This is a genomic window from Pedobacter jeongneungensis, from assembly GCF_039538295.1.
Taxonomy (GTDB): domain Bacteria; phylum Bacteroidota; class Bacteroidia; order Sphingobacteriales; family Sphingobacteriaceae; genus Pedobacter; species Pedobacter jeongneungensis.
Genome location: NZ_BAABBY010000001.1, coordinates 165577 through 186828 on the forward strand (window position 1 = coordinate 165577; position 21252 = coordinate 186828).

Annotated in this window: 25 protein-coding genes; 17 read left to right on the forward strand and 8 right to left on the reverse strand. The window is 40.2% G+C overall.

The genetic code is table 11. From position 1 onward, the window contains the following. Positions 1-82: 82 nt before the first annotated feature. The 4 genes from ABD769_RS24970 to ABD769_RS00785 all read right to left on the reverse strand — a co-directional run bounded on the left by ABD769_RS24970 (position 83) and on the right by ABD769_RS00785 (position 3066). A complete protein-coding gene (locus tag ABD769_RS24970) occupies positions 83-559 on the reverse strand; it encodes a MauE/DoxX family redox-associated membrane protein (RefSeq protein ID WP_425568840.1) in 477 nt (158 codons plus the stop codon). 161 nt (positions 560-720) lie between these two features. After that, a complete protein-coding gene (locus ABD769_RS00775) occupies positions 721-1287 on the reverse strand; it encodes a Crp/Fnr family transcriptional regulator (RefSeq protein WP_344848396.1) in 567 nt (188 codons plus the stop codon). A gap of 71 nt (positions 1288-1358) precedes the next feature. Next, positions 1359-1814 (reverse strand): cyclic nucleotide-binding domain-containing protein, encoded by a 456-nt coding sequence (locus ABD769_RS00780; protein ID WP_344848399.1) that lies wholly within the window; start codon positions 1812-1814, stop codon positions 1359-1361. 112 nt (positions 1815-1926) lie between these two features. Continuing rightward, the gene (locus ABD769_RS00785; protein WP_344848402.1) at positions 1927-3066 is read right to left on the reverse strand and encodes a hypothetical protein; all 1140 of its coding nucleotides are present in this window, start codon (positions 3064-3066) and stop codon (positions 1927-1929) included. A gap of 488 nt (positions 3067-3554) precedes the next feature. On the opposite strand from ABD769_RS00785, the gene ABD769_RS00790 reads away from it, so the two are divergent. Together ABD769_RS00790 and ABD769_RS00795 are read left to right on the forward strand one after the other, a co-directional pair. Next, positions 3555-4526: a toprim domain-containing protein gene (locus ABD769_RS00790; protein WP_344848405.1), complete on the forward strand. Its 972-nt coding sequence runs from the start codon at positions 3555-3557 to the stop codon at positions 4524-4526. A gap of 129 nt (positions 4527-4655) precedes the next feature. Next, on the forward strand, positions 4656-5531 hold the full coding sequence (locus ABD769_RS00795) for an RteC domain-containing protein (protein ID WP_344848408.1): 876 nt from the start codon (positions 4656-4658) through the stop codon (positions 5529-5531). A 305-nt stretch (positions 5532-5836) separates the two neighbouring features. Here ABD769_RS00795 and ABD769_RS00800 read toward each other — a convergent pair whose 3' ends face one another. Next, the gene (locus tag ABD769_RS00800) at positions 5837-6586 is read right to left on the reverse strand and encodes a hypothetical protein (RefSeq protein ID WP_344848410.1); all 750 of its coding nucleotides are present in this window, start codon (positions 6584-6586) and stop codon (positions 5837-5839) included. Between the two features lie 515 nt (positions 6587-7101). On the opposite strand from ABD769_RS00800, the gene ABD769_RS00805 reads away from it, so the two are divergent. Genes ABD769_RS00805 through ABD769_RS00825 form a run of 5 tightly spaced genes read left to right on the forward strand, consistent with a single transcriptional unit; the run spans position 7102 to position 10245 of the window. After that, a complete protein-coding gene (locus ABD769_RS00805; protein ID WP_344848413.1) occupies positions 7102-7881 on the forward strand; it encodes a DUF547 domain-containing protein in 780 nt (259 codons plus the stop codon). Positions 7882-7885: 4 nt separating this feature from the next. Next, positions 7886-8221 carry an arsenosugar biosynthesis-associated peroxidase-like protein gene (locus ABD769_RS00810; RefSeq protein ID WP_344848416.1) on the forward strand — a complete coding sequence of 112 codons (336 nt, stop codon included), beginning with the start codon at positions 7886-7888 and terminating at the stop codon, positions 8219-8221. After that, entirely contained in the window at positions 8221-9270 is a 1050-nt protein-coding gene (gene arsS / locus ABD769_RS00815) for an arsenosugar biosynthesis radical SAM (seleno)protein ArsS (protein ID WP_344848419.1), read from the forward strand. The genes ABD769_RS00810 and arsS overlap by 1 nt, the downstream gene beginning before the upstream one ends. A gap of 45 nt (positions 9271-9315) precedes the next feature. Further along, positions 9316-9618 carry an aquaporin gene (locus ABD769_RS00820; protein ID WP_344849531.1) on the forward strand — a complete coding sequence of 101 codons (303 nt, stop codon included), beginning with the start codon at positions 9316-9318 and terminating at the stop codon, positions 9616-9618. Positions 9619-9621: 3 nt separating this feature from the next. Then, positions 9622-10245 carry a TIGR04282 family arsenosugar biosynthesis glycosyltransferase gene (locus tag ABD769_RS00825; protein ID WP_344848422.1) on the forward strand — a complete coding sequence of 208 codons (624 nt, stop codon included), beginning with the start codon at positions 9622-9624 and terminating at the stop codon, positions 10243-10245. On the opposite strand, the gene ABD769_RS00830 is transcribed toward ABD769_RS00825, so the two are convergent. After that, the gene (locus ABD769_RS00830; RefSeq protein ID WP_344848425.1) at positions 10242-10934 is read right to left on the reverse strand and encodes a TIGR04283 family arsenosugar biosynthesis glycosyltransferase; all 693 of its coding nucleotides are present in this window, start codon (positions 10932-10934) and stop codon (positions 10242-10244) included. The two genes, ABD769_RS00825 and ABD769_RS00830, sit on opposite strands and share 4 nt — an antisense overlap. A gap of 74 nt (positions 10935-11008) precedes the next feature. Between ABD769_RS00830 and ABD769_RS00835 the strand changes: the two genes are divergently transcribed. Then, positions 11009-11485 (forward strand): TlpA disulfide reductase family protein, encoded by a 477-nt coding sequence (locus ABD769_RS00835; RefSeq protein WP_344848428.1) that lies wholly within the window; start codon positions 11009-11011, stop codon positions 11483-11485. Here the strand turns inward: ABD769_RS00835 and ABD769_RS00840 are convergent. Continuing rightward, entirely contained in the window at positions 11469-12458 is a 990-nt protein-coding gene (locus ABD769_RS00840) for an NAD-dependent epimerase/dehydratase family protein (RefSeq protein WP_344848430.1), read from the reverse strand. The two genes, ABD769_RS00835 and ABD769_RS00840, sit on opposite strands and share 17 nt — an antisense overlap. Positions 12459-12470: 12 nt before the next feature. Further along, positions 12471-13442, reverse strand: coding sequence for an arsenosugar biosynthesis arsenite methyltransferase ArsM (gene arsM, locus ABD769_RS00845; RefSeq protein ID WP_344848432.1), 972 nt, complete (start codon positions 13440-13442; stop codon positions 12471-12473). Positions 13443-14917: 1475 nt separating this feature from the next. Here arsM and ABD769_RS00850 point away from each other — a divergent pair. The 9 genes from ABD769_RS00850 to ABD769_RS00890 are packed head-to-tail and all read left to right on the forward strand — an operon-like array spanning position 14918 to position 21244. Continuing rightward, positions 14918-15325, forward strand: coding sequence for a plasmid mobilization protein (locus ABD769_RS00850; RefSeq protein ID WP_344848435.1), 408 nt, complete (start codon positions 14918-14920; stop codon positions 15323-15325). Positions 15326-15329: 4 nt separating this feature from the next. Next, positions 15330-16526, forward strand: a complete 1197-nt coding sequence (locus tag ABD769_RS00855; RefSeq protein WP_344848438.1) for a relaxase/mobilization nuclease domain-containing protein — start codon at positions 15330-15332, stop codon at positions 16524-16526. Positions 16527-16537: 11 nt separating this feature from the next. After that, the gene (locus tag ABD769_RS00860; protein ID WP_344848441.1) at positions 16538-17173 is read left to right on the forward strand and encodes a ParA family protein; all 636 of its coding nucleotides are present in this window, start codon (positions 16538-16540) and stop codon (positions 17171-17173) included. After that, positions 17170-17550, forward strand: coding sequence for a hypothetical protein (locus tag ABD769_RS00865; protein ID WP_344848446.1), 381 nt, complete (start codon positions 17170-17172; stop codon positions 17548-17550). Before ABD769_RS00860 ends, ABD769_RS00865 begins: the two co-directional genes overlap by 4 nt. Beyond that, positions 17537-17866: a hypothetical protein gene (locus ABD769_RS00870; protein ID WP_344848448.1), complete on the forward strand. Its 330-nt coding sequence runs from the start codon at positions 17537-17539 to the stop codon at positions 17864-17866. Before ABD769_RS00865 ends, ABD769_RS00870 begins: the two co-directional genes overlap by 14 nt. A 4-nt stretch (positions 17867-17870) precedes the next feature. Continuing rightward, positions 17871-18185 (forward strand): DUF4134 family protein, encoded by a 315-nt coding sequence (locus ABD769_RS00875; RefSeq protein WP_344848451.1) that lies wholly within the window; start codon positions 17871-17873, stop codon positions 18183-18185. A 33-nt stretch (positions 18186-18218) separates the two neighbouring features. Further along, on the forward strand, positions 18219-18530 hold the full coding sequence (locus ABD769_RS00880) for a DUF4134 domain-containing protein (protein WP_344848454.1): 312 nt from the start codon (positions 18219-18221) through the stop codon (positions 18528-18530). A 7-nt stretch (positions 18531-18537) separates the two neighbouring features. Next, positions 18538-18828, forward strand: coding sequence for a DUF4133 domain-containing protein (locus ABD769_RS00885; protein ID WP_344848457.1), 291 nt, complete (start codon positions 18538-18540; stop codon positions 18826-18828). Then, on the forward strand, positions 18809-21244 hold the full coding sequence (locus ABD769_RS00890; protein WP_344848460.1) for a TraG family conjugative transposon ATPase: 2436 nt from the start codon (positions 18809-18811) through the stop codon (positions 21242-21244). The genes ABD769_RS00885 and ABD769_RS00890 overlap by 20 nt, the downstream gene beginning before the upstream one ends. Positions 21245-21252 lie beyond the last annotated feature (8 nt).

Here is a 21252-nt window from a genome sequence, read left to right on the forward strand (position 1 = left end):
TGAAAAAACAAGCGAAAAAGTTAGTTTGAGATTTGGGCACCATGCCCGGGTTGATTGCGCTAATTTTTTGTTTTTGATGATTTTACTCTTTGCCGGTTAACCTCCTTTCTTTTTTGGTGAACCAATAGAGACAGAATATATTAAAGCAAATTAAAAGCATGTTGAAATATAGATGGTTCTTCCAGCTCATTTTCGAGATAAACCCGCCGCAGCTACATGGGACTTTGGGGAAAACGTGGCTTAAAATCAGTGTAATATATATGGTAAACCCTATAAGCAGCACGAGTGATATCCACAGTCCTAATTTGTGCTTGTTCAAAATCAGAAGCGTAGCAGACAGGAGTTCAAGGCTTGGAACCAGATAAGTCAGTACGAGAATAATATTAGGTGAAAACGGCTGCTCTACCATCTGGCGTTTATAGAGCTCCAGATCAGCAAGTTTTGCAAACACTGCATAAGACCAGAGCACAATCAATAGCAATACTCCAGCTGTATTCAAGTATGATGCTAATTTTTCATAGATCAGATGAGGCCCTCTGTTTGAATAAGTATTTTCCATTGTTCTTGTTCCTTTCTAGCAACCATAGGATTGTAGATTAAAGTTCGAAACAACAGAAATAAGATTCGCTATATTAATTTGGCAATTTTAGCTCTTTTTGCACCCCTGAGAAGCTGGGGTAAAGCGATGTTTTTTGGTGTAATAGTATGAAAGACAGTTGGTTATTTTCGGTATTTTCGTTTGATTTTAAAGAGGTATTTTGATTCGATAGCGAGCAGTGAGGCCAGTATTTCGTGGGTGGGCAGGTTGATTAACTCGGGATATTGTTGCTGAAAATAAAGAAACCTTGTTTCGGCATGCCTGATCCGCAGCATTTGTTCTCTCTGTTTGATATGTTGGAGATTTTCCTCATATATTTCTAGGAGCATCAGTAGAAATACGGGATTTATCTTACCCAGCTCACTCCACTGCGAAAGGCTTATGGCGTAACCTGAACTATCTTTTAGGAAGTTGATGTATTCAATAGACCTGCTAAAAGAGAAAAATGAGGCTGTAGGTAAAATAAAACCCTGGGCTAAAATCCATGATGTCTGTTCCTGACCCTGATGTGTAAAATAGCCTCTTGCAAGTCCATTGTCTACGAAATAAAGTTCGGGGTAGGAGTGTTCGGGAGTGCTGAGCAGTAGTCCCTTGTTAAAAATCTTTGGAACAGAAATTTCTGCGATTTCCCTGGCAAAATGCCCGGTGGCATGCTGAAGGCTTTGAAGTTTTTCGATGAGCAGTTTCATTTGATTATTGGGTTGAATAAAACTTTAATTTTTATAAGTGTTGGTAGGTATCTGAAATGGAGTGTATGATTTCAAATTGATTTGCCGGTTTTAGTATTTACAAGCAGCAGTTTAAATAATGTGCTGAAATGAAATGATGTGAAGTTTAGGTTTAGCAGGTAAGCATCGGTAAATAGTTTCATCAGGTTGGAAAAATGCTTTTCACTAATAGTGATCACTGATGAATCTTCGAGGAATTTGACATACAGTTCAACTCCTGCTAGGGGAACTGCTTTCACAAAATGATATAAAAAGTCTTCTTCTCGATAAGTACCGATACTGATCTCCCGCCCTATATCTATATCAAAGGCTAGCATCTGAAGTTTTCCATTTGCAATCAGGGGAAAAAAGGTATTTTCCGAGGTGAGAAACAATGCTTCCCCTCTTTGATACTCGGTTTTTTTTGCAATGGTGGATATATATGATTTTAGTCCAGGTGAGAGGGAATGGAAAACCCCAAGTCTTGCTGTATAATCTTCTCCGTTCATGTTCTTTTTTGAGATAAAGAACGGTGATATTCATACTTTGTCAAGTTGCAGAAAATTTAGCGGAGTGCAACCCCACTTCACATGCGATTCAAGGGTGATTTACTTATTAACCTTAATATCTTTCTTGGGCGAGGGCCAACATTTCGCTAAGTTTTGTGATAACCTTTTTGATGTCTTCACTGGCATGACTATAGTGTGCATTTCTAGCGCTTTTCTCTGAGATTGATTCACGCTCTAAAGTACTGAAATGCCGGGCAATATACTGGTGTGCAAATTTCGCCCGCTGCCAGATGATTATTCCAGTTTCCATTTGCAAATGCACAAAAAATGCCAGCTGCTTTACCGAGAAGGATACCTTGTAGTTGGCGTTCATGATTCCGGCCTCGGCGGTTTCATGGTTGACAAATTCCATTGCCCTGAGTAAAAGAAGTTCTTCCCTGATAAATTTCCTAACTAATTTGTTAATATCTGGATAACCTTGGAATTGACGCGATTTGGTCTCGATAAGCAACATTCTAATTTCTTTTCTTAAAGTACAGATGGCCGATATCTGATCGCTCAAGGTGGTCTTTTTTTCTATTTCTTTCAAGATGAAAGCTTTAGTATAGCTAAAAAAATCTCGATGGTTTACCCCGTTTCCCAAAAGCAATTTTACAATCCCGAATTTATCGATCTCTGTATTGCTAATGATTTTGCTATGAAGGTTCATGGCTGTTGTTTGCCAGTACCGAATATCCCGGAAGGTACTTATCTGCTCCGGGTCTAGTACCGAGGTTATTAATTCAGATAGTTTATCATGGGTGCACTTAGCTTCGAGTTCAGTTTTAATCAAATCCAAAACTTCCCGAATTTTTAATTTCTCAGATTGTAACATTCTTATCGGAGCCTGTGATTTGTAATCAAATATTTCAGGATACATCTGATTCATCCAATCTAAAAAATCCCCAATTTTTTCCAGTAGGAAGTTCAGTTCGCTATCGATGAATTTTTTCTCCTTTAGATCGCGCTCTTTAAGTATTTCGATACTTACCTCATCCATCAAGATGACCAGGTTCCGCTGGTGAAAGCTAAAGTATTCCTTAATCTTTCTTTTGTTGTTGAGTTGAATAGAGATATCCTTGAAAACTCTAATCAACCGCAAGAATTCTCTATCTAGGTTTTTTCGGGATTCGCTAGTATAATTCTTTGCAAAGCTTTTTTTGACTCTCAGGCTCTGGAGATGCTCCTCAAAAACTATAAACTGGTAGTTCATGTCTAAATTTTTGGATCAATTTAGTCTGATTTATAACCGCGGTAAAGACTTTTACACCGGGAGCATTTGGAGTTACACCAAAGTGAAATTCAGCCAGACTAATATCTTATCAGTTAAAAGTTTGACTTTCAAAATCCTTCCCATTTGTTCACAATGCGAAGTATTGTGACGGGTTGAAGATTTGTGCAACCTTTTTACAACTTGATTTTAATCAGACATTCCTCCAATTTGCATTTATCAATTCCGCTAGCTAGATAATTGATATGAGGGGAAATTTTAAAGTGGATTTTTCGAACACCGCAATAGTCTGAAAAAAATAATCTTTAGCACTATGGCTATAGTGTCAATCTATTTTTCCTTGAATTGACAGATTTGAATCGGGCAGTTCTAACAACTTTTAGGGCTACCAGTATATGAAAATTGAAAGCGTTTTAGCGCTTTGGTCGTCATTGTTTGCTTCCAATATTTTAATGAATTAATTAAATATTATGTCAGTTTTTCTAAATGTTAATGAGATTAAAGAGAAGGTATCGCTACTTGATCTTTTGAAGAATCTAGGATTCACTCCGCAAAAGGTATCCGGAGGAGAGCATTTTTTCCTGAGCATGTTACGGGAAGAATATACACCCTCGCTTTGTGTGAATGATAAGCTTGGGGTGTGGTTTGACCATGGTGGGGCAGGGGTGTCGGGGATCAGAAGCGGAAGTATAATTGATTTCGCTTTGGCCTATTGGTATCCGTCTGGTTTTCCGGAAGTGTTGCACAAGATTGTGGAGTATGCCAATGTCAGCGTTGACCCTTCTGAAAGTATTTCTGCCGGTAAGGTTCAAAGTGAGCGGCCTGCCAGAGTTCCACGATATGAGATCGAAAGGATGGAGGAATTGGGAAGTAATCTTGCGATAAGCGCTTATCTGGACAGCCGAGGTATTGGTGCAGTTTCTAAGGAACATCTGTATGAGGTTTATTATTCTGTTCTGGATGATAAAAATAGGCTTCGCAATTTCTTTGCTGCTGGCTGGCCTAATGAGAATGGAGGATGGGAAGTAAGGAATAAGCATTTCAAGGGATGCCTTGGACATAAGGGGGTGAGTTTTTTAGAGGGATCGGCTAAAAGGCTTTGCGTGTTTGAGGGTTATTTTGATTTTTTGAGCTGGAGGGTAGAACATGAGAAGGATCCTGCTTCGGTCCTCGTGCTAAATTCGCTCTCTCTGCTGCAGACTGCAAAAGCCAGGGCAGCTAAATTTGATGTTGTTGAACTGTATTTTGACCATGATAGGGCGGGCAGGGTGGCAACTGGTGAATTTGTGGCGGATGTGGAGCTGAGCAGGGACTGCTCCTGGGTTTATGCTGGTTTCAAGGATTATAATGAGAAGCTTGTTGCCAGCTTAAGATTTGAGCATAAAGTAGCACCGGCTTTAAGTGTTACTGCCAACAACCCGGGGCTCGCGGTTGAGCGATAATTGATATTCGAATATTCGTATTTTGATATATGGAGATAGGCATATATCTGTTTGAGGCCACGCTGGTTAGGTTAGATAAATCGTTGGCTTAACTCAATTCTATAAAATTTATGAATTAATTTTTTATTTATGGATACTGAATTTTTTGATAACCTGTATTATAAACTTGAGGGTGAATTAATAGACCTTGGCAATGACGCTGCGTTTTATCCCGCTCGACTGGCTACAATTTCACGAGCGCTGAAAGTATTGAGGGATCGTGTAGAGACTAATGGCTTTCTCATGGACTGGGAAGAGGTGATGTTTTTTAAATTCGTGAAGCCGAGGTTTTATATGCTATATATATATGAAGTTGAACTCTATAATCTGATTTCAGGTGTGCCTCGGGGTACAGAGGATATGGTAAAGGATTATTACCTCTCGGAGCTTTCCTTTATAAAGCGTTTTTACTTGCAGCACAGTTTTTTGTATGATTATTATCAGCGGGAAGAAGAGGCTATGGATGATGCTTTTTTTCTTCGCCGTAATTTAGATGTACTATTGCCTGAGGTAGCGGGAGCTGGCGTGATTGGTGTTTTTGAAGATTGTTTCTCTACTAATCAGGATTATAATTTTGCAAAGTTCAGGGCGCTTGAAAAACTGCAGGATTATATTATAGAAAGGATAAGGCTGATCTACATTCGCCCTGAACCGGTTCTGCCTGCTGATATATTGCTAGTGAAAGGAAAACTTCAATGGACAGATGAGAAGATCAAACTGGTAGAGCTTGCTTATGGTATTTTTCTTTCTGGCTCTATTAATGGTGGAAAGCTGGAGATTGCAGATGTTGTAGCCTGGCTGGAGCAGAGCTTAAGTATTGATCTGGGTGTTGCCTATCGTAAGTTTATATCGATCGGCAGAAGAAAGAATGTAAGTTATACCAAGTATCTGGATGAAATGAGGGGGAAGATTGAGGACTATATCGCTAAAAAGAATAGCTACGTACCCAAAGCATTTCGTAAGTGACTTTGAGCTAATGGGTGTAAATAGGATGAGGCCTGGGTTTTTAAGATGTGTTGGGCCTTGAATATCATTCTGCCGAAATGTGTACAGGAGGATATGTTGCCTAAATTAAAAAAGATTCCTTGGTAAACAGGGGATGAAATTTGAGTTCTTTACACCGATTTTCAAATATTTATCAGCTCATTGATAATGGGGTAACATGAGGGGGAATATTTGAAAATCGGGGTATATAAACAGCAGTTCATCCAAAAAGGTTACGATTATTGTATGCTTTCAGTGGGTTTAAACTGGATAAAGGTTTGTCGCTTTTATTTTGGAAAGCTACTGGTTACTTTTCCATGCTCATCGAGAAAATTCAACATCGCCTTTCCGTTGGAGTCAACCTGCATCTGTATACGTGGTTTTCCTGATCTATCAGCTAAAGTTACCATAGCGGTTTTTGCGTCGTCTTTTCCTACAAACACGCGCTGTGCATATGCCTTTTGTCCCGGTTTAGGTTCCATAAGCTGGTTAAGTATTGCTGTTTTCCGCTCACCTTCCGGCAATAATTGCGCTTGCTTGTATTTAGCACGCCAATCCCAGAAATCAGGTTTCGTTTGCCAATCATCTATATGTAGACCAGTGTTTTGACTTCCGTTTGTGTCTGAATATTGGAGGTATATTACCTGATTTTGATTGTATTGATCGAAGGAAAGATGGCCCGTAGCATTATAATTTCCTACACTGTCCTTTCCTCCCATGAAAACAAGTCCTCCATTTTCTGTTCCCTCATCATTAAAAAAGATCAATCCTGGGCGTAATCCTGCGGGTATTGATGGCGTGATTCCCTTTCCATAGGCTAGAAATTCTGGAGAGCGACTTTTATTGGATAGAACCATTCTTAAATTGCCGTCTTTTTCTATTATGTTTATCCGTTCAGCTGAAATTTCTTCAAATTTTCTAGTTCTTAGAAAAAAGATCGAGGAAGTTAATAAAACTAAAAGAAGTATCGTTACAATAACTGCATACCATTTAAGGCCAGTTATATCTTTTTGCATTTGGTTGATCTGGTGTTCCATAATTTTTGTTCTCGATGGTGTTTCTAATAAATCTACAAGGAAGCAAAATTAGATTATATTTTAAAATTATAGTATTCCCATCCATTGTACTAAAGGTGACATTTTCCCTGTGTTTGTTGAAATATTACCGTTATTATCCTCATCTCCGACGGAAATAAGCAATTCGGTACATTCTGCTATAATCCAGAAACGATCCTCAATCTCAGAGAGTTGGATCTCTACGCTCTATTTGAATTCTGAATTAAGCTCATGATGCTCTTTTCTTGCCTCTTCTTTAGAGTGTAATTGATGTTATATTGATTGGTTTTTTGAATATATTAGTACCAGCAAGACGTTTGCGCCAGATGGGTATCAGATTTTGTAAATGAGGCGTGGTATGAGAAATGTATTTGTGCCAGATTATCGTTGAAGTAAAGGATTATTTAAATTGAATATTTATGATAGTGTTACAAAACACATTCATATTCCCTATCATAAAACCATAAGAAATTTAATTACGTAATTTAAGTATGCTTTTGAAACGTTTCATTAGATCAGCTTTTATTTTGTTTTTTCTGTTGACAACGGCATTGGCCAATGCTCAGCAAAATACAATCAATGGGCCTGACTATATAAAGTTATCGCAAAATTTTCTATATGCAGCTAAAACAGGTGATAGTACGGCTGCTTATATTGATAGCTTAAAAAATGCCGATAAAAACCGGATAGCGGCACAGCTAAGTAACGACCATAAAAAACTGGCATTTTGGTTAAATCTTTATAACGGATTTACCCAGGTGCTATTAAATAAAGATCCGGACCAATATAAAACCCGCGGTTCCTTTTTTTCCAGTAAACAAATCGACGTTGCGGGGCAGCAGTTAAGCCTTGACTTGATAGAGCATGGTATATTGCGGCATAGTAAAGTTAAATGGGCCGAAGGTTTTTTAGGTAAGGCTTTTCCTTCTAGATTTGAAAAGCAATTTCGTGTTGATAAATTGGATTACCGTATCCATTTTGCTTTAAACTGTGGGGCTAAAAGCTGCCCTCCAATTGCTTTTTATGATCCTGAGCAATTGGATAAGCAGTTAGTTGTAGCAGTTAAAACCTATTTAAAAGGTGAGGTAATTTACAATAAAGTGCAAAATACCGTTGAGGTTCCAGCCTTGATGGGCTGGTTTCGTCGTGATTTCGGAGGGAAGAAAGGCATATTGGAAGTATTAATAAATTATAAGATCATCCCCGAAGGGACTAAACCGAAGATCCATTTTAAAAAGTACGACTGGAGTTTATATTTGAACAATTATAAATCTTAAAACAATGGCTGATCATTATTACAATGCCGAAGACCTCGGTAAATTTGGGAATATCGGTGAATACCAAAAGGACATGGCCGATAAGTTTTTTTCCTATTATGGCGAAGTATTTAAGGATGGTGCACTGACGGCCAAGGAAAAATCATTAATTGCTTTGGCGGTGGCCCATGCGGTACAATGTCCTTACTGTATCGATGCCTACAGTAGCGATGCCTATGAAAAAGGCTTTAACGAATCACAGATGATGGAAGCTGTGCATGTGGCATCGGCTATTAAAGGTGGCGCAGTATTGGTACATGGCGTGCAAATGATGAACAAGGTGAAAAAAATTAGTATGTAATGATCAAATCCTTAAAAGTTCTGCAAAACCCCTTGGCTAATAGTTCCTACCAATTGGATATATTAGAGCACAGCCCAACGCACAAACATACTTCGTTCAAAGAGAAAGTTGCAGACATAGGTATGTTTCCACTGTTGGCCAGTGGTGTAGACATTTTCCAGGTAAACATGGGTAAAATGTGTAACCAGGTTTGCAAACATTGTCATGTTGATGCTGGGCCGGATCGTAAAGAGATAATGACGCAAGAAACTATGCAACTTTGCTTGAATGTGTTAGCCGAATCTCCAATTAAAATAGTTGACTTAACGGGTGGTGCCCCTGAACTAAACCCTGATTTTAGATGGTTCGTAGAGCAGATTAAGGCTTTAGGGAAACATATAATTGTGCGATGTAACCTCACGATTATCTTAGCCAATAAGCGTTTTCATGATCTGCCGGAATTTTTTAAACGACATCAAATAGAAGTGGTTTCCTCTTTACCAAGTTTTACACAGGACAGGACGGATAAGCAACGTGGTGATGGTGTTTTTGAAGATTCTATTAAAGCACTCCAAATGCTGAATACTGTTGGGTACGGGATGGCCAATACAGGGCTAATCCTAAACTTGGTTTATAATCCGGCAGGGGCTTTTTTGCCACCATCACAGGATGCGCTGGAGAAGGAATACAAGTTTGAATTGATGAAAAATTATAACATCAGTTTCAATAACCTCTTTGCTATTACCAATATGCCTATTAGCCGCTACCTGGATTATCTGTTGACAACTGGTAATTATGATAATTACATGGAAAAGCTGGTTGGTGCATTTAACCCGGCTGCAGTTAAAAATGTAATGTGCCGCAACACAATTTCGGTAGGGTGGGACGGTTACCTTTACGATTGTGATTTTAACCAAATGCTTGATCTGAAAGTTAGCCCGGATACCTCGCAGCATATAGCCGATTTTGATTTAAATTTATTGCAAAATCGTAAGATTATTTTAAAACAACATTGTTACGGCTGTACCGCAGGTTCTGGTTCAAGTTGCGGCGGTGCAGTTGCTGAATAAATATTGACCGAATGAAAAAATACCTGGCAGACTTTATAAGTACCTATATTTTGGTTTTTTGCGGTACAGTCATTTATTTTGGAAGTCATAATTACCTTTTTTTTAATGCTGGAAATTATAAATGTAGCTACAGGGAGTAAAGAGCTAGGCATTTTTGCATGGCTTGCCATTGGATGCGTGTTTTTATTCGAGGTGCTTTTTGCAAGGCCTATATCTGTGGCTTCAATGAACCCTGCCCTTGTTACAGGAAATTTAACAACCTTACGGATTTACATACTGGCACCTATTGCATGGGCAGCACTTGCTATGCTCTGCTGGATCTATTTTTTAAACAATCACCACAGTTAACCGATGAGCATCCCAGCTGATTTTAATGATGCAATGAGAACAGCACTCATTATATTTGTACGTCATCCGGAGTTAGGGAAAGTTAAAACCCGCTTGGCAAAATCGATAGGTGATGAAAAAGCGTTGGCGGTTTATAATTTATTATTAAGCCATACCCTGCAGATTACTATTCCTGTTAATTGCCATAAATTTATTTATTATACCGATCAGGTGATAGCACATGATATTTGGACTTTCCCCGGTTATACCAAAAGGCAACAGTTTGGGGCTGATTTAGGCGAGCGAATGTCTAATTCATTTAAAGAGTTATTTGAACAGGGTTTTAAACGGGTAATGATTATTGGCAGCGATTGTTATCAATTAAAAACGGCCATAATTGAACAAGCGATAGATAGGTTGGCTGATAATGATGCAGTTATTGGTCCAACGTTTGATGGCGGGTATTACCTGTTAGGTTTAAATCGGTATGTGCCTGAATTATTTACGGATAAATCCTGGAGTACAGACCAGGTAACTCACCAAACCATAGCAACCGTAAACCAGCTGGAATTAACTTACAGCTTAATGCAAAAATTGCACGATGTAGATGAGGTGGCGGATCTAAAGTTAAACGGGATAGATATTTAGCGGTAACTGAGCATCTCCTTATATTTCAAAGCCATGCTTTCCTGGCTTGCCCCATTTAGATACATTCTTACAATAGTAAAGTTGGCTTTTTGAACGGTATACCATCCATTGGTATCGTATTTTCTGGCAGAGATAAGTACAGGCTTTTTGATGATTTTATATTTTCCCAGTTTCCTTGCCCGTGCGCAAAATTCAAACTCTTCCATTATCTTCATCATTCCGTCAAAACCACCAGTGTGCTGAAATAGTTTTGTGGTGATAAATAGCGTTTGATCGCCGCCCATACCTCCAAAAGTATCTAACCGGCTCAAAAAAGCGTTCAGTTTAAGCAACCAACTTTTACTGTTATAAGTAGAAAGATACCTGCCCATATCAAACCCAGCTTCAATAGCATTTAAAATATCAGTTATATAGGTTTCGGGCGGTAGAGTATCGGCATGGACAAAATAGAGCAAATTGCCTTTAGCGAGTGATGCGCCAAAATTCATTTGTGCTGCACGGCCCTTTTGAGGAGAGGTCACACTTATTGCACCAGCCTCTTTAGCACATAAGAGTGTATCGTCAGTACTCCCGCCATCAACAACAATAATCTCTTGTAAACTATCATGGCCAAATCGGGTTAAATATTTGGTTAGTTCGCCGATATGCTCGGCTTCGTTAAAAACAGGAATTATTATGCTTACTTTCATATATGGTTCTTCCTAATCTGCTCAAGTGAAATCTACGTATATAAAATCAGTACTTGATAAAAATAATAAAAGTCATGACAAATAAATGCTTATATATCATCGCTTTTTACTTGCTGTATTCATTTAACTTACATGCACAGCAGGTTAAGCTCATTAAAGTTTCACAATTAGAAAGCCGTATTAAACAAGGTAAGGATACTACTTACGTCATTAACTTTTGGGCCACTTGGTGCAAACCCTGTGTAAAAGAATTACCTGAATTTGAAAAGTATAAAATGGCGGTAAAAGGTAAACCGGTAAAGGTTATCCTAGTCAGCACCGACCTAAAATCTAAGCTGGAAAGCGGCGTGCAGCCTTTTGTAAAAGCCCACCAATTAACCGGCGAAGTGTACTTGCTTAACGAGGCGCCAAACTCTTACAACGAGAAAATCAGTCCTGACTGGTCTGGTACACTACCGGGAACCCTCATTGTTAAAAATGGCAAAAAGAATTTTCATGAAGCGAGTTATACTTACGATGAACTAGTGGCAGCTGTTAAACAGTTTGATTAAGCCAATCAAGCGTTTTACTTACTCCCTCTCTTAGAGGAATTATAGTATAACCTATTTCCTGCTCTGCCTTTTTCGAGCTAACTATCCATTGCTTATTGTATTTGCGTACAAAAGGAGGGGTAATCATTGGCTTTTTTCCAAATAGATGCGCCAAAATCAATTGTATTCTAGATAGAAACAGCATAACAGGTAAAGGGATATTATACATTTTTCTTTTAATGCCGGTGAGTTCGTCTACCATGCTAAAAAACTCATTGTAACTAGCATTAACACCACCCAGCAAATAACGTTCACCGGATTTAGCTTTTTCCATAGCAGCTATCAGCCCGTTTATTGTATCATCAATATAGACATAGTTGCCGATGCTTTTTCCATTACACGGTTTGATCTTCCAATGGCCGGTAATGTACATTTTCATCAAGCGGGTAAAACCATTACTTTCGGTTAATAATCCGGGGCCATACACCCGGCTGGGGTTGACAATAATGCCCCGGATACCTTTAGGGATATAGGCCTTCAGCAATTTTTCCGCATCCACCTTGCTTTGCTCATATAGCGTCTCCAATTTTGGGTTAGGGTTGGTCGATTCGCACACTGGTTTCCCATCCACTGAATCTCCTACAACCCCGGCAGTAGAGGTGAAAAGTACGTTGTTAATGCCCAAGTGCAAACAAGCATCTAAAACGTTTTGAAGCCCTTTAACATTTATGATGTGAAAGCGTTGCGGATCTTTATGCCATACCGACGCCAAGGCTGCGAGGTGGTAAACTTGCTCGCAACCAGCCATGGCAGTCATTAGAGAATCGGGTTCTAAAATATCTCCTGTAAATAACAGGATGTTTGGATGATCTAATAACGATCTGCCTTTTTTTTCATCACGTACCAGCGCGTGTATGATATGGCCATTTGTCGCTAATTGCAACGCCAGTTTTTGCCCGATATAACCGGTAACACCTGTGATAAATATTTTCATCGGCTGAGTCAATTAGCAACAACCACCACCGTCATAAAACCAAGTAGAGTTGGAGATAAAAATATCATCGCGTTTTAATGCTTCTAAATTCCCGGCCGTTTTATCACACACGGCTAATGGTTGATTAGGCATCAAAACATGACCTTTTTCATCGTCAAAATATTCATTTTTCCCATAATAGATGGCTGCCTTGCCGGTAAATACACAAGGGCCGTCGGCAGGCATTGGGTCTTTAATGGCGCAAACCTCTACACTTTCAATATAAAGTAATTCATCAGTTGGGTATTGACCAGGAGCCAAAATGCGGTACGGCCTTTTAGCCCTTATTTCTATGGTACCGAAGCCCATCTCGGTTATGCTCTTGATATAATCACTTAATGTCAACGAGCCAGTAAGGCACAAAGCCCGTAACCTGTCGTCGTTACGTAATACTTCATTCATAGGCTGTTCGCAGACCGGATCAGACATCACCAATCTGCCTCCAGGTTTTAGCACCCGGTATATCTCTCTTAACGCTTTTTTGAGGTCATTTTCTTTGAAAATATTAAAAAGGCAATTTTGACCTGCTACATCTATGGAATTATCTGCTACAGGTAAAGCTAAAGCAGAGCCTTTTCGCAGATCAATAAACTCCTTTTTGAACCAGGGGTTTAATTTTTCTGCTTCCAGTAAATTGTCAGCACAGCTTTGCAGCATTTCTTCCACGATATCAACGCCTATAACTCCCTGGTTATTTCGGTTAAAATAGGAAAATTGCAAAAGTTCCATACCTCCGCCGACCCCAACGTAAAGAATAGTTGGTTCATTAGCGAGATCGTTTGAACTTACGATAGAGCCACAGCCATAATTCATTTCCTGCATGATTTTGGGTATTTCCAAGCCAGGAAAGGAATTCATCGAAGTTGTGGTGCAACAAAGGCCAACATCAGGTTTTAACGCGGCGTTGCGATATACGTTGACCGTTTCATCAAGATAACTATCCATTTTCATATAATTATAGTAGATATACGTTCTTTATTGGACAGCGGCTTTTTAAATTAGAAAAATACCGAAATATCTGTAAGCCAATAAAACCATTTTTTTATTTTATCGAAATAAGGTTATAACACGTACAGCAAGATAAAGAAAACTTCTTTGTTTATTGCAGACCGGCCGGTTCTTACGCTTTTTTAAGCCCATCTATAACTTTACTTTTTTTTGGAATAATTGCAAGCCTTTACTTTCGAAAAAGTCATTGGCTGAAGGTGCGAAAGACAGGCTAAGAATTATTGACAAATACAAGGGACAAAGCTGCAGATATCCAGGCAGGAATGGGAATGGGAAAGTGCTGCGCGGTACTTTCCTCCATCGAACTCTCACGCAGAATTAATCCCACTGTGCCAAAATTTATCTTTCAAAAAGGCAAAAGACCAACCCGAGCAATCAAATCGCTGTAAGTTTCCTCTGATTATTTTGGGTTTATGAGTTATTTAAAATTTTAGAAAAATCGCAGGCACTGTAGCCAGAGTGTCAAATCCCCTCATTTTTCCTCATGATTTTTGACCAACAAAACGATTGGTCTTTGACATTTGGGAATGAAACATTATCCGGCCGAAAGCCGGAAATTCTGCGAAGCCTTGAGATAACGTCAACTTGGTGAAAGCGCACTGGCAGGCCTGTATGGCCCGGATCGAGGGATCTGACGTGAGTAGTTCCGTATAATATAAAATTTCCCGCCGCAGGGTTTTGGCGGGGATAAATTTAGCAAGGGGCATTTGCCCTTTTTTGTTTTTTAAGCCGTTTTAATCATGTGTTTTTGAAATCGTATAATGATGTTAGCACCTGTACAGCTATTTATCTATTAATATAGATGCAGTTATATTAGGAGCTATGGATTGCTCTACTGATTAATGACATCCAAGACCATCACATTGCTATATATGGAGATATTTAGATATTTATATATTCAGATAGTAGTATGTCGGTAAATGTTGATTTCTATATATCTAAATACTCAATCTATTTTTCTTTAGCTGTTATAATTCATGTATACAGCTATATTCATATATCTGTATGGTCGTGTATTCTAATACTCCTATATTGAAATATATACTTCTCAAGGATCATATTCTTTCTAAAACGGCTGTTCAGCAAAAGTGGTTTGCTTTAAAAATTTAGCGATATCGGTAGCTTGGAACTATCCTAAAAGACTGTTTCCAAAAAGCTAACAACTGGAACTTTATGCCTGTTTTTGCTGGGGCTGTTTTCTACTGGAAACATATAAATCGAACCTTATTCTCAGTGTTTATCCTGATGCAGACATAAGTATGTTCCTGTTTTTTTAGCTTGCAAGTTGTGTTTTTGTTGCTCAAAAACCCTATAACTTGCCCGCTATTTTCGCCCTAAGGGGGGCTAGCGGGATGGAAAAAACGTCGCAACTAGTTTTTTCTTTTTTGGGAGGATCTTTTTAAACATTAAATATGGCTGGGAAAAAGAACGGAAGACCTCTAAAGCTGGAAGGGAAACGGACAAGGTTTATAAAAGCAAGGCTTAGCGAAGAGGAATATGCCCGGGCGCGAGATCTTTGGCTTTCTCTTGGACTTAAAGAAAGTGACTTTGTCCGCTCAAAGCTATTGAAACCCTCATCCGTGTCTTTGATGCTAAGTGCTACTGAGGCTTTGAAAACGCTTGATGGTATCGGCGCTGAAATCGGAAGGTCGGGTAATAACATCAACCAACTTGCCAGGCATGCCAACTTATTAAACAAACGTGGCATGCTCTCTATTGAAGTTGTAAATAAATTCAATGAGCTATTTTCCACCTATATTTCTCTTTTTAGGGCTATGGAAAAATCGACACGTGAACTGCTCCGGCTCTTAAAGGCTTAAAGATATGATTGTAAAAATCCTCTGGAAGTCAAAAACATTCAGAGCGGTCAGGTATAACACCAATAAGGTGGAAAAGAATAAGGGGGAGCTTGTAAAGGTTTCTGGTTTTGGTGCACTTGAAGGATTATCGGAAATAAAACCGCAGGATTATATCAACTATCTTTCTTCTCTCGCTGCGCGGAATAAACGGGTAGTATATCCGCAGTTTCACGCCATGATCTCTCCAAAAGGAAGATCGCTGGGCAAAGAAGAACTTGTAATTTTGGCGGAAAATTGGCTAAAAGGAATGGGATATGGCAATCAGCCCTATCTTCTCATTTTTCACAAGGATACGAGTAACAATCATATCCATATGGTTTCTTCGAGAATAGACCGCGAAGGAAAAAAGATTTCCGACAGCTATGAAAAAATCCGTGCCTATCGTGTACTTAATAAGCTGATTGGTAAAGATGAAAAAATAGATGCTGAAAAGGCTTTATCCAGAGCACTCCAGTACCGTTTTTCTACTCCTGCGCAGTTCCTGATGATTCTTGAAAAACAAGGCTATGCCATAGCTTTAGAAAATGGGCTTTATAAAATCTCAAAGTTTGGTGAGCAGCTTGGAAGTATTGATCAATCCAGGTTAAGGGAGCATATCTCGACTGGTAAGTTTTCCAAGGATCGCAGACAGCAGTTGAAACAGATCTTTGAGAAATATAGAACGATTACCGATGCTCACGGTTATCCCATCAGGGAAAAACTTCCCGGTGGAGGGCAGGGCAGGGTGCTGGGCTATTCATCCCTGCTTTGTGAGAAACTTTCCAGCTCATTTGGTCTTCAGTTCGTATTCCATTATAAGAACAACAAGCCGCCCTATGGCTATACCATTCTGGACCATTCAGGGAAAAATGTTTTTAAAGGCAGCGAGTTTATGGCGCTGGGTAAATTTATGGAAATGCCTTCCGGTGCTCAGGCTGAAAGGATTGCTGGTGAAAATCCGGACATCGAAATTGTTTCCAGTCAAAGTCATTTTGCTCCGAATGAGGAGATGCTGCTTTCTGGCCCCGGTATGGAGCTAAATGATTCGCCCGGTGTAAATCCAGATGGACTTTCACTATGGGACTTCTCTTTGGATCTTGATATCTCGGATGACGTTGATGATGAGCAGATCTTGGGAAGAAACAGAAGGCGGCAGAAAAAGGCAAGAACAAATACACGCTAAAATTAATTCATATGGTTATACTCATTGGAAACCAAAAGGGTGGTGCCGGTAAAAGTACGCTCTGCCTTCTATTGGCCTATTATCTCTCTGTGATTAAAAAAAGAAAAGTAACTGTACTTGATATGGATTATCAGGCGTCTATTTCAGGAAAGTTTGAAAAGGCAAAGATACTGGAGAACGATCCCATTTATGAAGTTATTCCTTCAGACCTTAAATATTTTCCCGCGCTACTGGAATTATTGAACCAGAACAGTGAAGAGTTTGTGCTCATTGATCTTCCGGGTAAAATGGATGATGATCTATTGATTCCGATCATAAGCTCTGCAGAACTGATAATCTGCCCGTTTAATTATGATGAATTTTCCGTGGATAGTACAGTGCTCTTTTCTCTTGTATGTCGGGAGATCAACAATTCATCTCCCGTCGTTTACGTACCAAACAGGATCAAAACGACCGTAAAGTATGAAACCAGGGAAGAGGTAGACAAGGTATTGTCCCGGTTCGGAAAAGTCTCACCCTGTATTTCTGATCGCATCGATTTTCAGCGCGTGGGAACTGTACATATCCCGGCTTCTCTGATTCCGGTTTTTATGCCAGCCCTGGAGTTTATTTATGGCGGTTTTATGAAGAAAGGTAAATCACCATGAGCGAAATCAAGTCTCTTGCCGATCAGCTCAAAACAAGGCTAGAGGAGCAAAAGGGATTATCTGAAAAATCTCCCGGCACCAAGGCAGAAGGAAAGCCTGTCCGTAATGAACCGAAAGCCAAAACAGTGGCCGTGGACCCCAAGCGTCTTTCCAACTTCCTGTCCTCACTGCAGGAATTCAATATGGACGGGCAGGAGAAAATCTTGATTAGGATCGATAAGCGCACAATGAGCAAACTAAGGCAGCTAAAGACCGCTTCTAATATTGATATGAGCAGGGTAATTGTTTTTTCCCTCGACCGCTTTCTAAAAAGCCATCCCTGGCTGAACGAATACATTTCTCAAACCCTAAAAAATATGACCCATGAGCTGGACTGATTTTTTGACCACAATCTTTATTGTTTATCTGGTTTACTATTTACTCAACTTATTCTTTGACCTGTTTATATCTTCCAAGGTTTCGACGGAGGAAAACATTGAAGATGAGCATTTCTTTGCCGAGACCTTCAGCCCGGAGCTGATCACCCTGGAAGAGAAAACACAGGAAGCTGCTGCGGATTCCGCCAAGGAAGAAAAGCCAGCAGTTCTTATCTCAAGCGGTCCGGTCTCTTCAAGTGGAGGCGTTGGTCTCAAAGAGCTTTTCTCGCTTGCCAAAGATAACCTCATCGAACATACCAGGGCTATTCCTTATTAAACTCATGAGGTTTTTTTCATTCCTTTCAAAAGCAGCATCAGCTGCTTTTTTTTTGCTTTCAGTTTTTTTTTCTGCCAGTGCCCAGCCCGGCATCCAGGAATTTTATTCTGCATCGGCAGAGGTGAAGGGTTGGTATTTTTCACTCTCAGACCTGGTACTGGTCATTGGCGCGATTGCCGGAATCCTTGGGGGATTAAGGATTTACTCGAACTGGCAGATGGGCAAGCACCACATCGATGCCCAGGTTATGGGCTGGTTCTTTTCCTGCCTGTTTTTATCGCTCATCAGCGCATTCTTGCGCGGTCTATTCAGGCTGTAAGCATATTTTTTATTCAAGTTTAATCAATTTTTTATGACAAGAAAAAGCAAAAAACTTTTGTCATTGGCCGCGCTATTGGCTTTTGCGCAGGCCGTTTCCGCCCAGGCCGGCGGCGGAACAACGGGCATCAATGCAGCGACTTCTTCGCTGACTTCTTATGTAGATCCAGTGTCTACACTTACCCTTGCGATTGGTGCCGTGGTTGGTATTATCGGTGGGGTACGTGTTTACATCAAATGGAACTCCGGGGATCAAGACATCAATAAAGAAATTATGGGCTGGGGTGGTTCCTGTCTTTTTCTGGTCTTGGTATCGGTAGTGATCAAGGCTTTCTTTGGCGTATAGCATGAGAATGTATCCAGTTTACAAGGGGCTGCAAAAGCCCCTTGTTTACAGAGGTTTCAAAGGAAAGTTTATTGCATACGGGATTTCTTCATTGACTCTTGGACTGGTACTGGGCGGTCTGAGCGGTGCACTCCTTAATATGTATATAGGCGGCCTGGTTACCATCATTTCGGTCGCAGGTGGGCTTTTCTATACTCATTTCAAGCAGGCATCCGGTCTTCATGATAAAACCAGATCCAGGGGAACATTTATTCATCGCATTTATTTAAAGCGGGGTTATGGCAAAACAGGAATTTAAACTGCCCTATGCCGGGATTGAGGAGCTAAGCGGCCTTTCGATTTTGTATGGTGAATCGGGTGATTTTTCGGTCATCATATCCATCGAAAACCCTGTACTTATTTATTCTGCTGAGGAGGCAGCTTATCAGGCCTTTCATCTTCTGCTACTTAATATAATCAAGATCCTCGGTGATGGGTATATCCTTCAAAAGCAGGATGTGTTTGCCAGAAAAGTTTATCAGGCAACGCAGCAAAGTGAGCCCCTGCAGCAAAAATATGATGAGCATTTTTCAGGGAGGGAATATATCGATCATGCTTGCTATCTGATTATCACCCGTCAGGTGAAACGAAGGGCAATGTATGTTTATGACAAGAAGGCCCTTCTGGATTTCGTGTCCAATATTTTTAAGGTTAGCGAACTATTAAAAGGTGGGTCCATATCGCCAAAACTATTGTCGCGCAATGAGATAGAACACTACGTGTCTCGAATGCTGGCCATGGATTTCTCTTTAGATCACTTTTCGTTCAACAATTTAAGAGCAGGAGATACTGAAATTGGTATTGGAGGAAGGGCTGTCCGGTGCATGAGCCTTGTCAATATCGACTCCATCGATGTGCCTGAATCTATAGGGCCATATTTAATGGCCAACGACGGGAAAGGTCTCCAGGAATTTCCAATAGACAATCTTTCTTTTTTGTCTTCGGTTCCCGGAATCTCTGCTCTTGTTTATAATCAATTAATTGAGGTTCCCTCGCAGGGCCTGACACTGAATAAACTTCAGCTAAAGAGAAAGCGGCATTCGGGCGTTCCGGATCCGGCTAATCAAATGTGTGTTGAGGATATTGACAAGCTGCTCGTTGATGTCGCAAGAGAAAATCAGCTGCTGGTTAATGCCCACTATTCTTTATTGGTCTGCTCTGAATCAGGTCTTTTAGATACCAGCTGTAACTTTATAGAAGCTTCGCTATTTCAGCAGGGAATCATTCCCTCCAAAAATGCCTACAACCAGATGGAACTCTTTAGGAGCGCCTTGCCAGGAAATGCAGTGGAACTGAAAAAATACGACTGGTTTTTGACCACTGCGGATGCAGCGCTTTGCTTGTTTTATAAAGAGCGGCTGATGGGCGACGAGCCTTCTAAGTTTCTAATGCGTTTTACAGACAGAAGAGGCATTCCGGTAGGTATCGACCTTGCGGATCTTCCGATGGATAGCGGAAGAATCACCAACCGATCAAAATTCGTTCTGGGCAGTTCGGGTACCGGAAAATCGTTTTTTATGAACAGTCTGCTAGAACAGTACATGCTCTACAACTACGATATCGTGATTGTTGATGTCGGGCATTCCTACTCCGGACTCTGCAGCTATTTTAGCGGAAAGTATTATACCTATACTGAGGCGCATCCGATAACGATGAATCCCTTTTTTATCTCTGAGAAAGAGTATAATATAGAAAAAAAGGATTTTCTTAAAACACTCATCGGGCTGCTGTTAAAGGGGGCGGAGGGTAGCGTATCACAGATTGAAGATACCGTTTTTTCAAATGTACTTTCAGCCTACTATTCGGACTTCTTTCTTGGAAAGGCCAACTACGCGCTATGTTTTGATTCTTTCTATCATTATTCACTCGATAAGATTTCGGAAATCAAGGAAAGCGAAAAGATAAGTTTCGATCTGGACGAGTACCGCTATGTGCTAAAAAAATTCTGTATTGGCGGAGAATATGGCCGGTTACTCAACGAAACTGCTGATGCTTCCGACTTTACAGAGCGTTTCATTGTCTACGAAATAGACTCCATAAAGGAAAACCGCGTTCTTTTTCCAATTGTGACGCTGGTAATTATGGATCTGGTCCTGCAGAAAATGAGGCACCGGACAGGACAGCGAAAAGCATTGATTTTAGAGGAAGCATGGAAGGCAATTGCCTCTCCACTAATGGCAAACTATATCCTCTACCTCTATAAAACAATGAGAAAATTCTGGGGAGAGCCTATTGTGGTGACTCAAGAACTGGGTGACATTATCGGAAATGCTGTAATTAAGGATTCGATTCTGGCCAGTTCTGATACCATTTGCCTGATGGACCAGTCGAAGTTCAGGGGTAACTATACCGAGGTGGCCAAGCTTCTAGCGCTCAGCGAGGTAGAGCAGCGCAAGATCTTTACCATCAATGCCCTGGAAAACAAGACCGGGCGTGGAAAATTCAAGGAGGTTTATATCAAGCGGGGAAATACCGGTGAGGTATATGGGGTAGAAGTGTCGATTTTCCAGTATCTGACCTTCACCACCGAAAAGCCCGAAAAGACTGCTGTTGAATCTTATATTAAGCGCTTTGGCTCTTATCCTGCAGGTCTTGAAAATTTTGTTGCTGATATGAAATCTTCTTTCCTTTCTCTTCCGGAATTTGTCAAAAAAATCAATTCATCCACTACTTAACATTATTA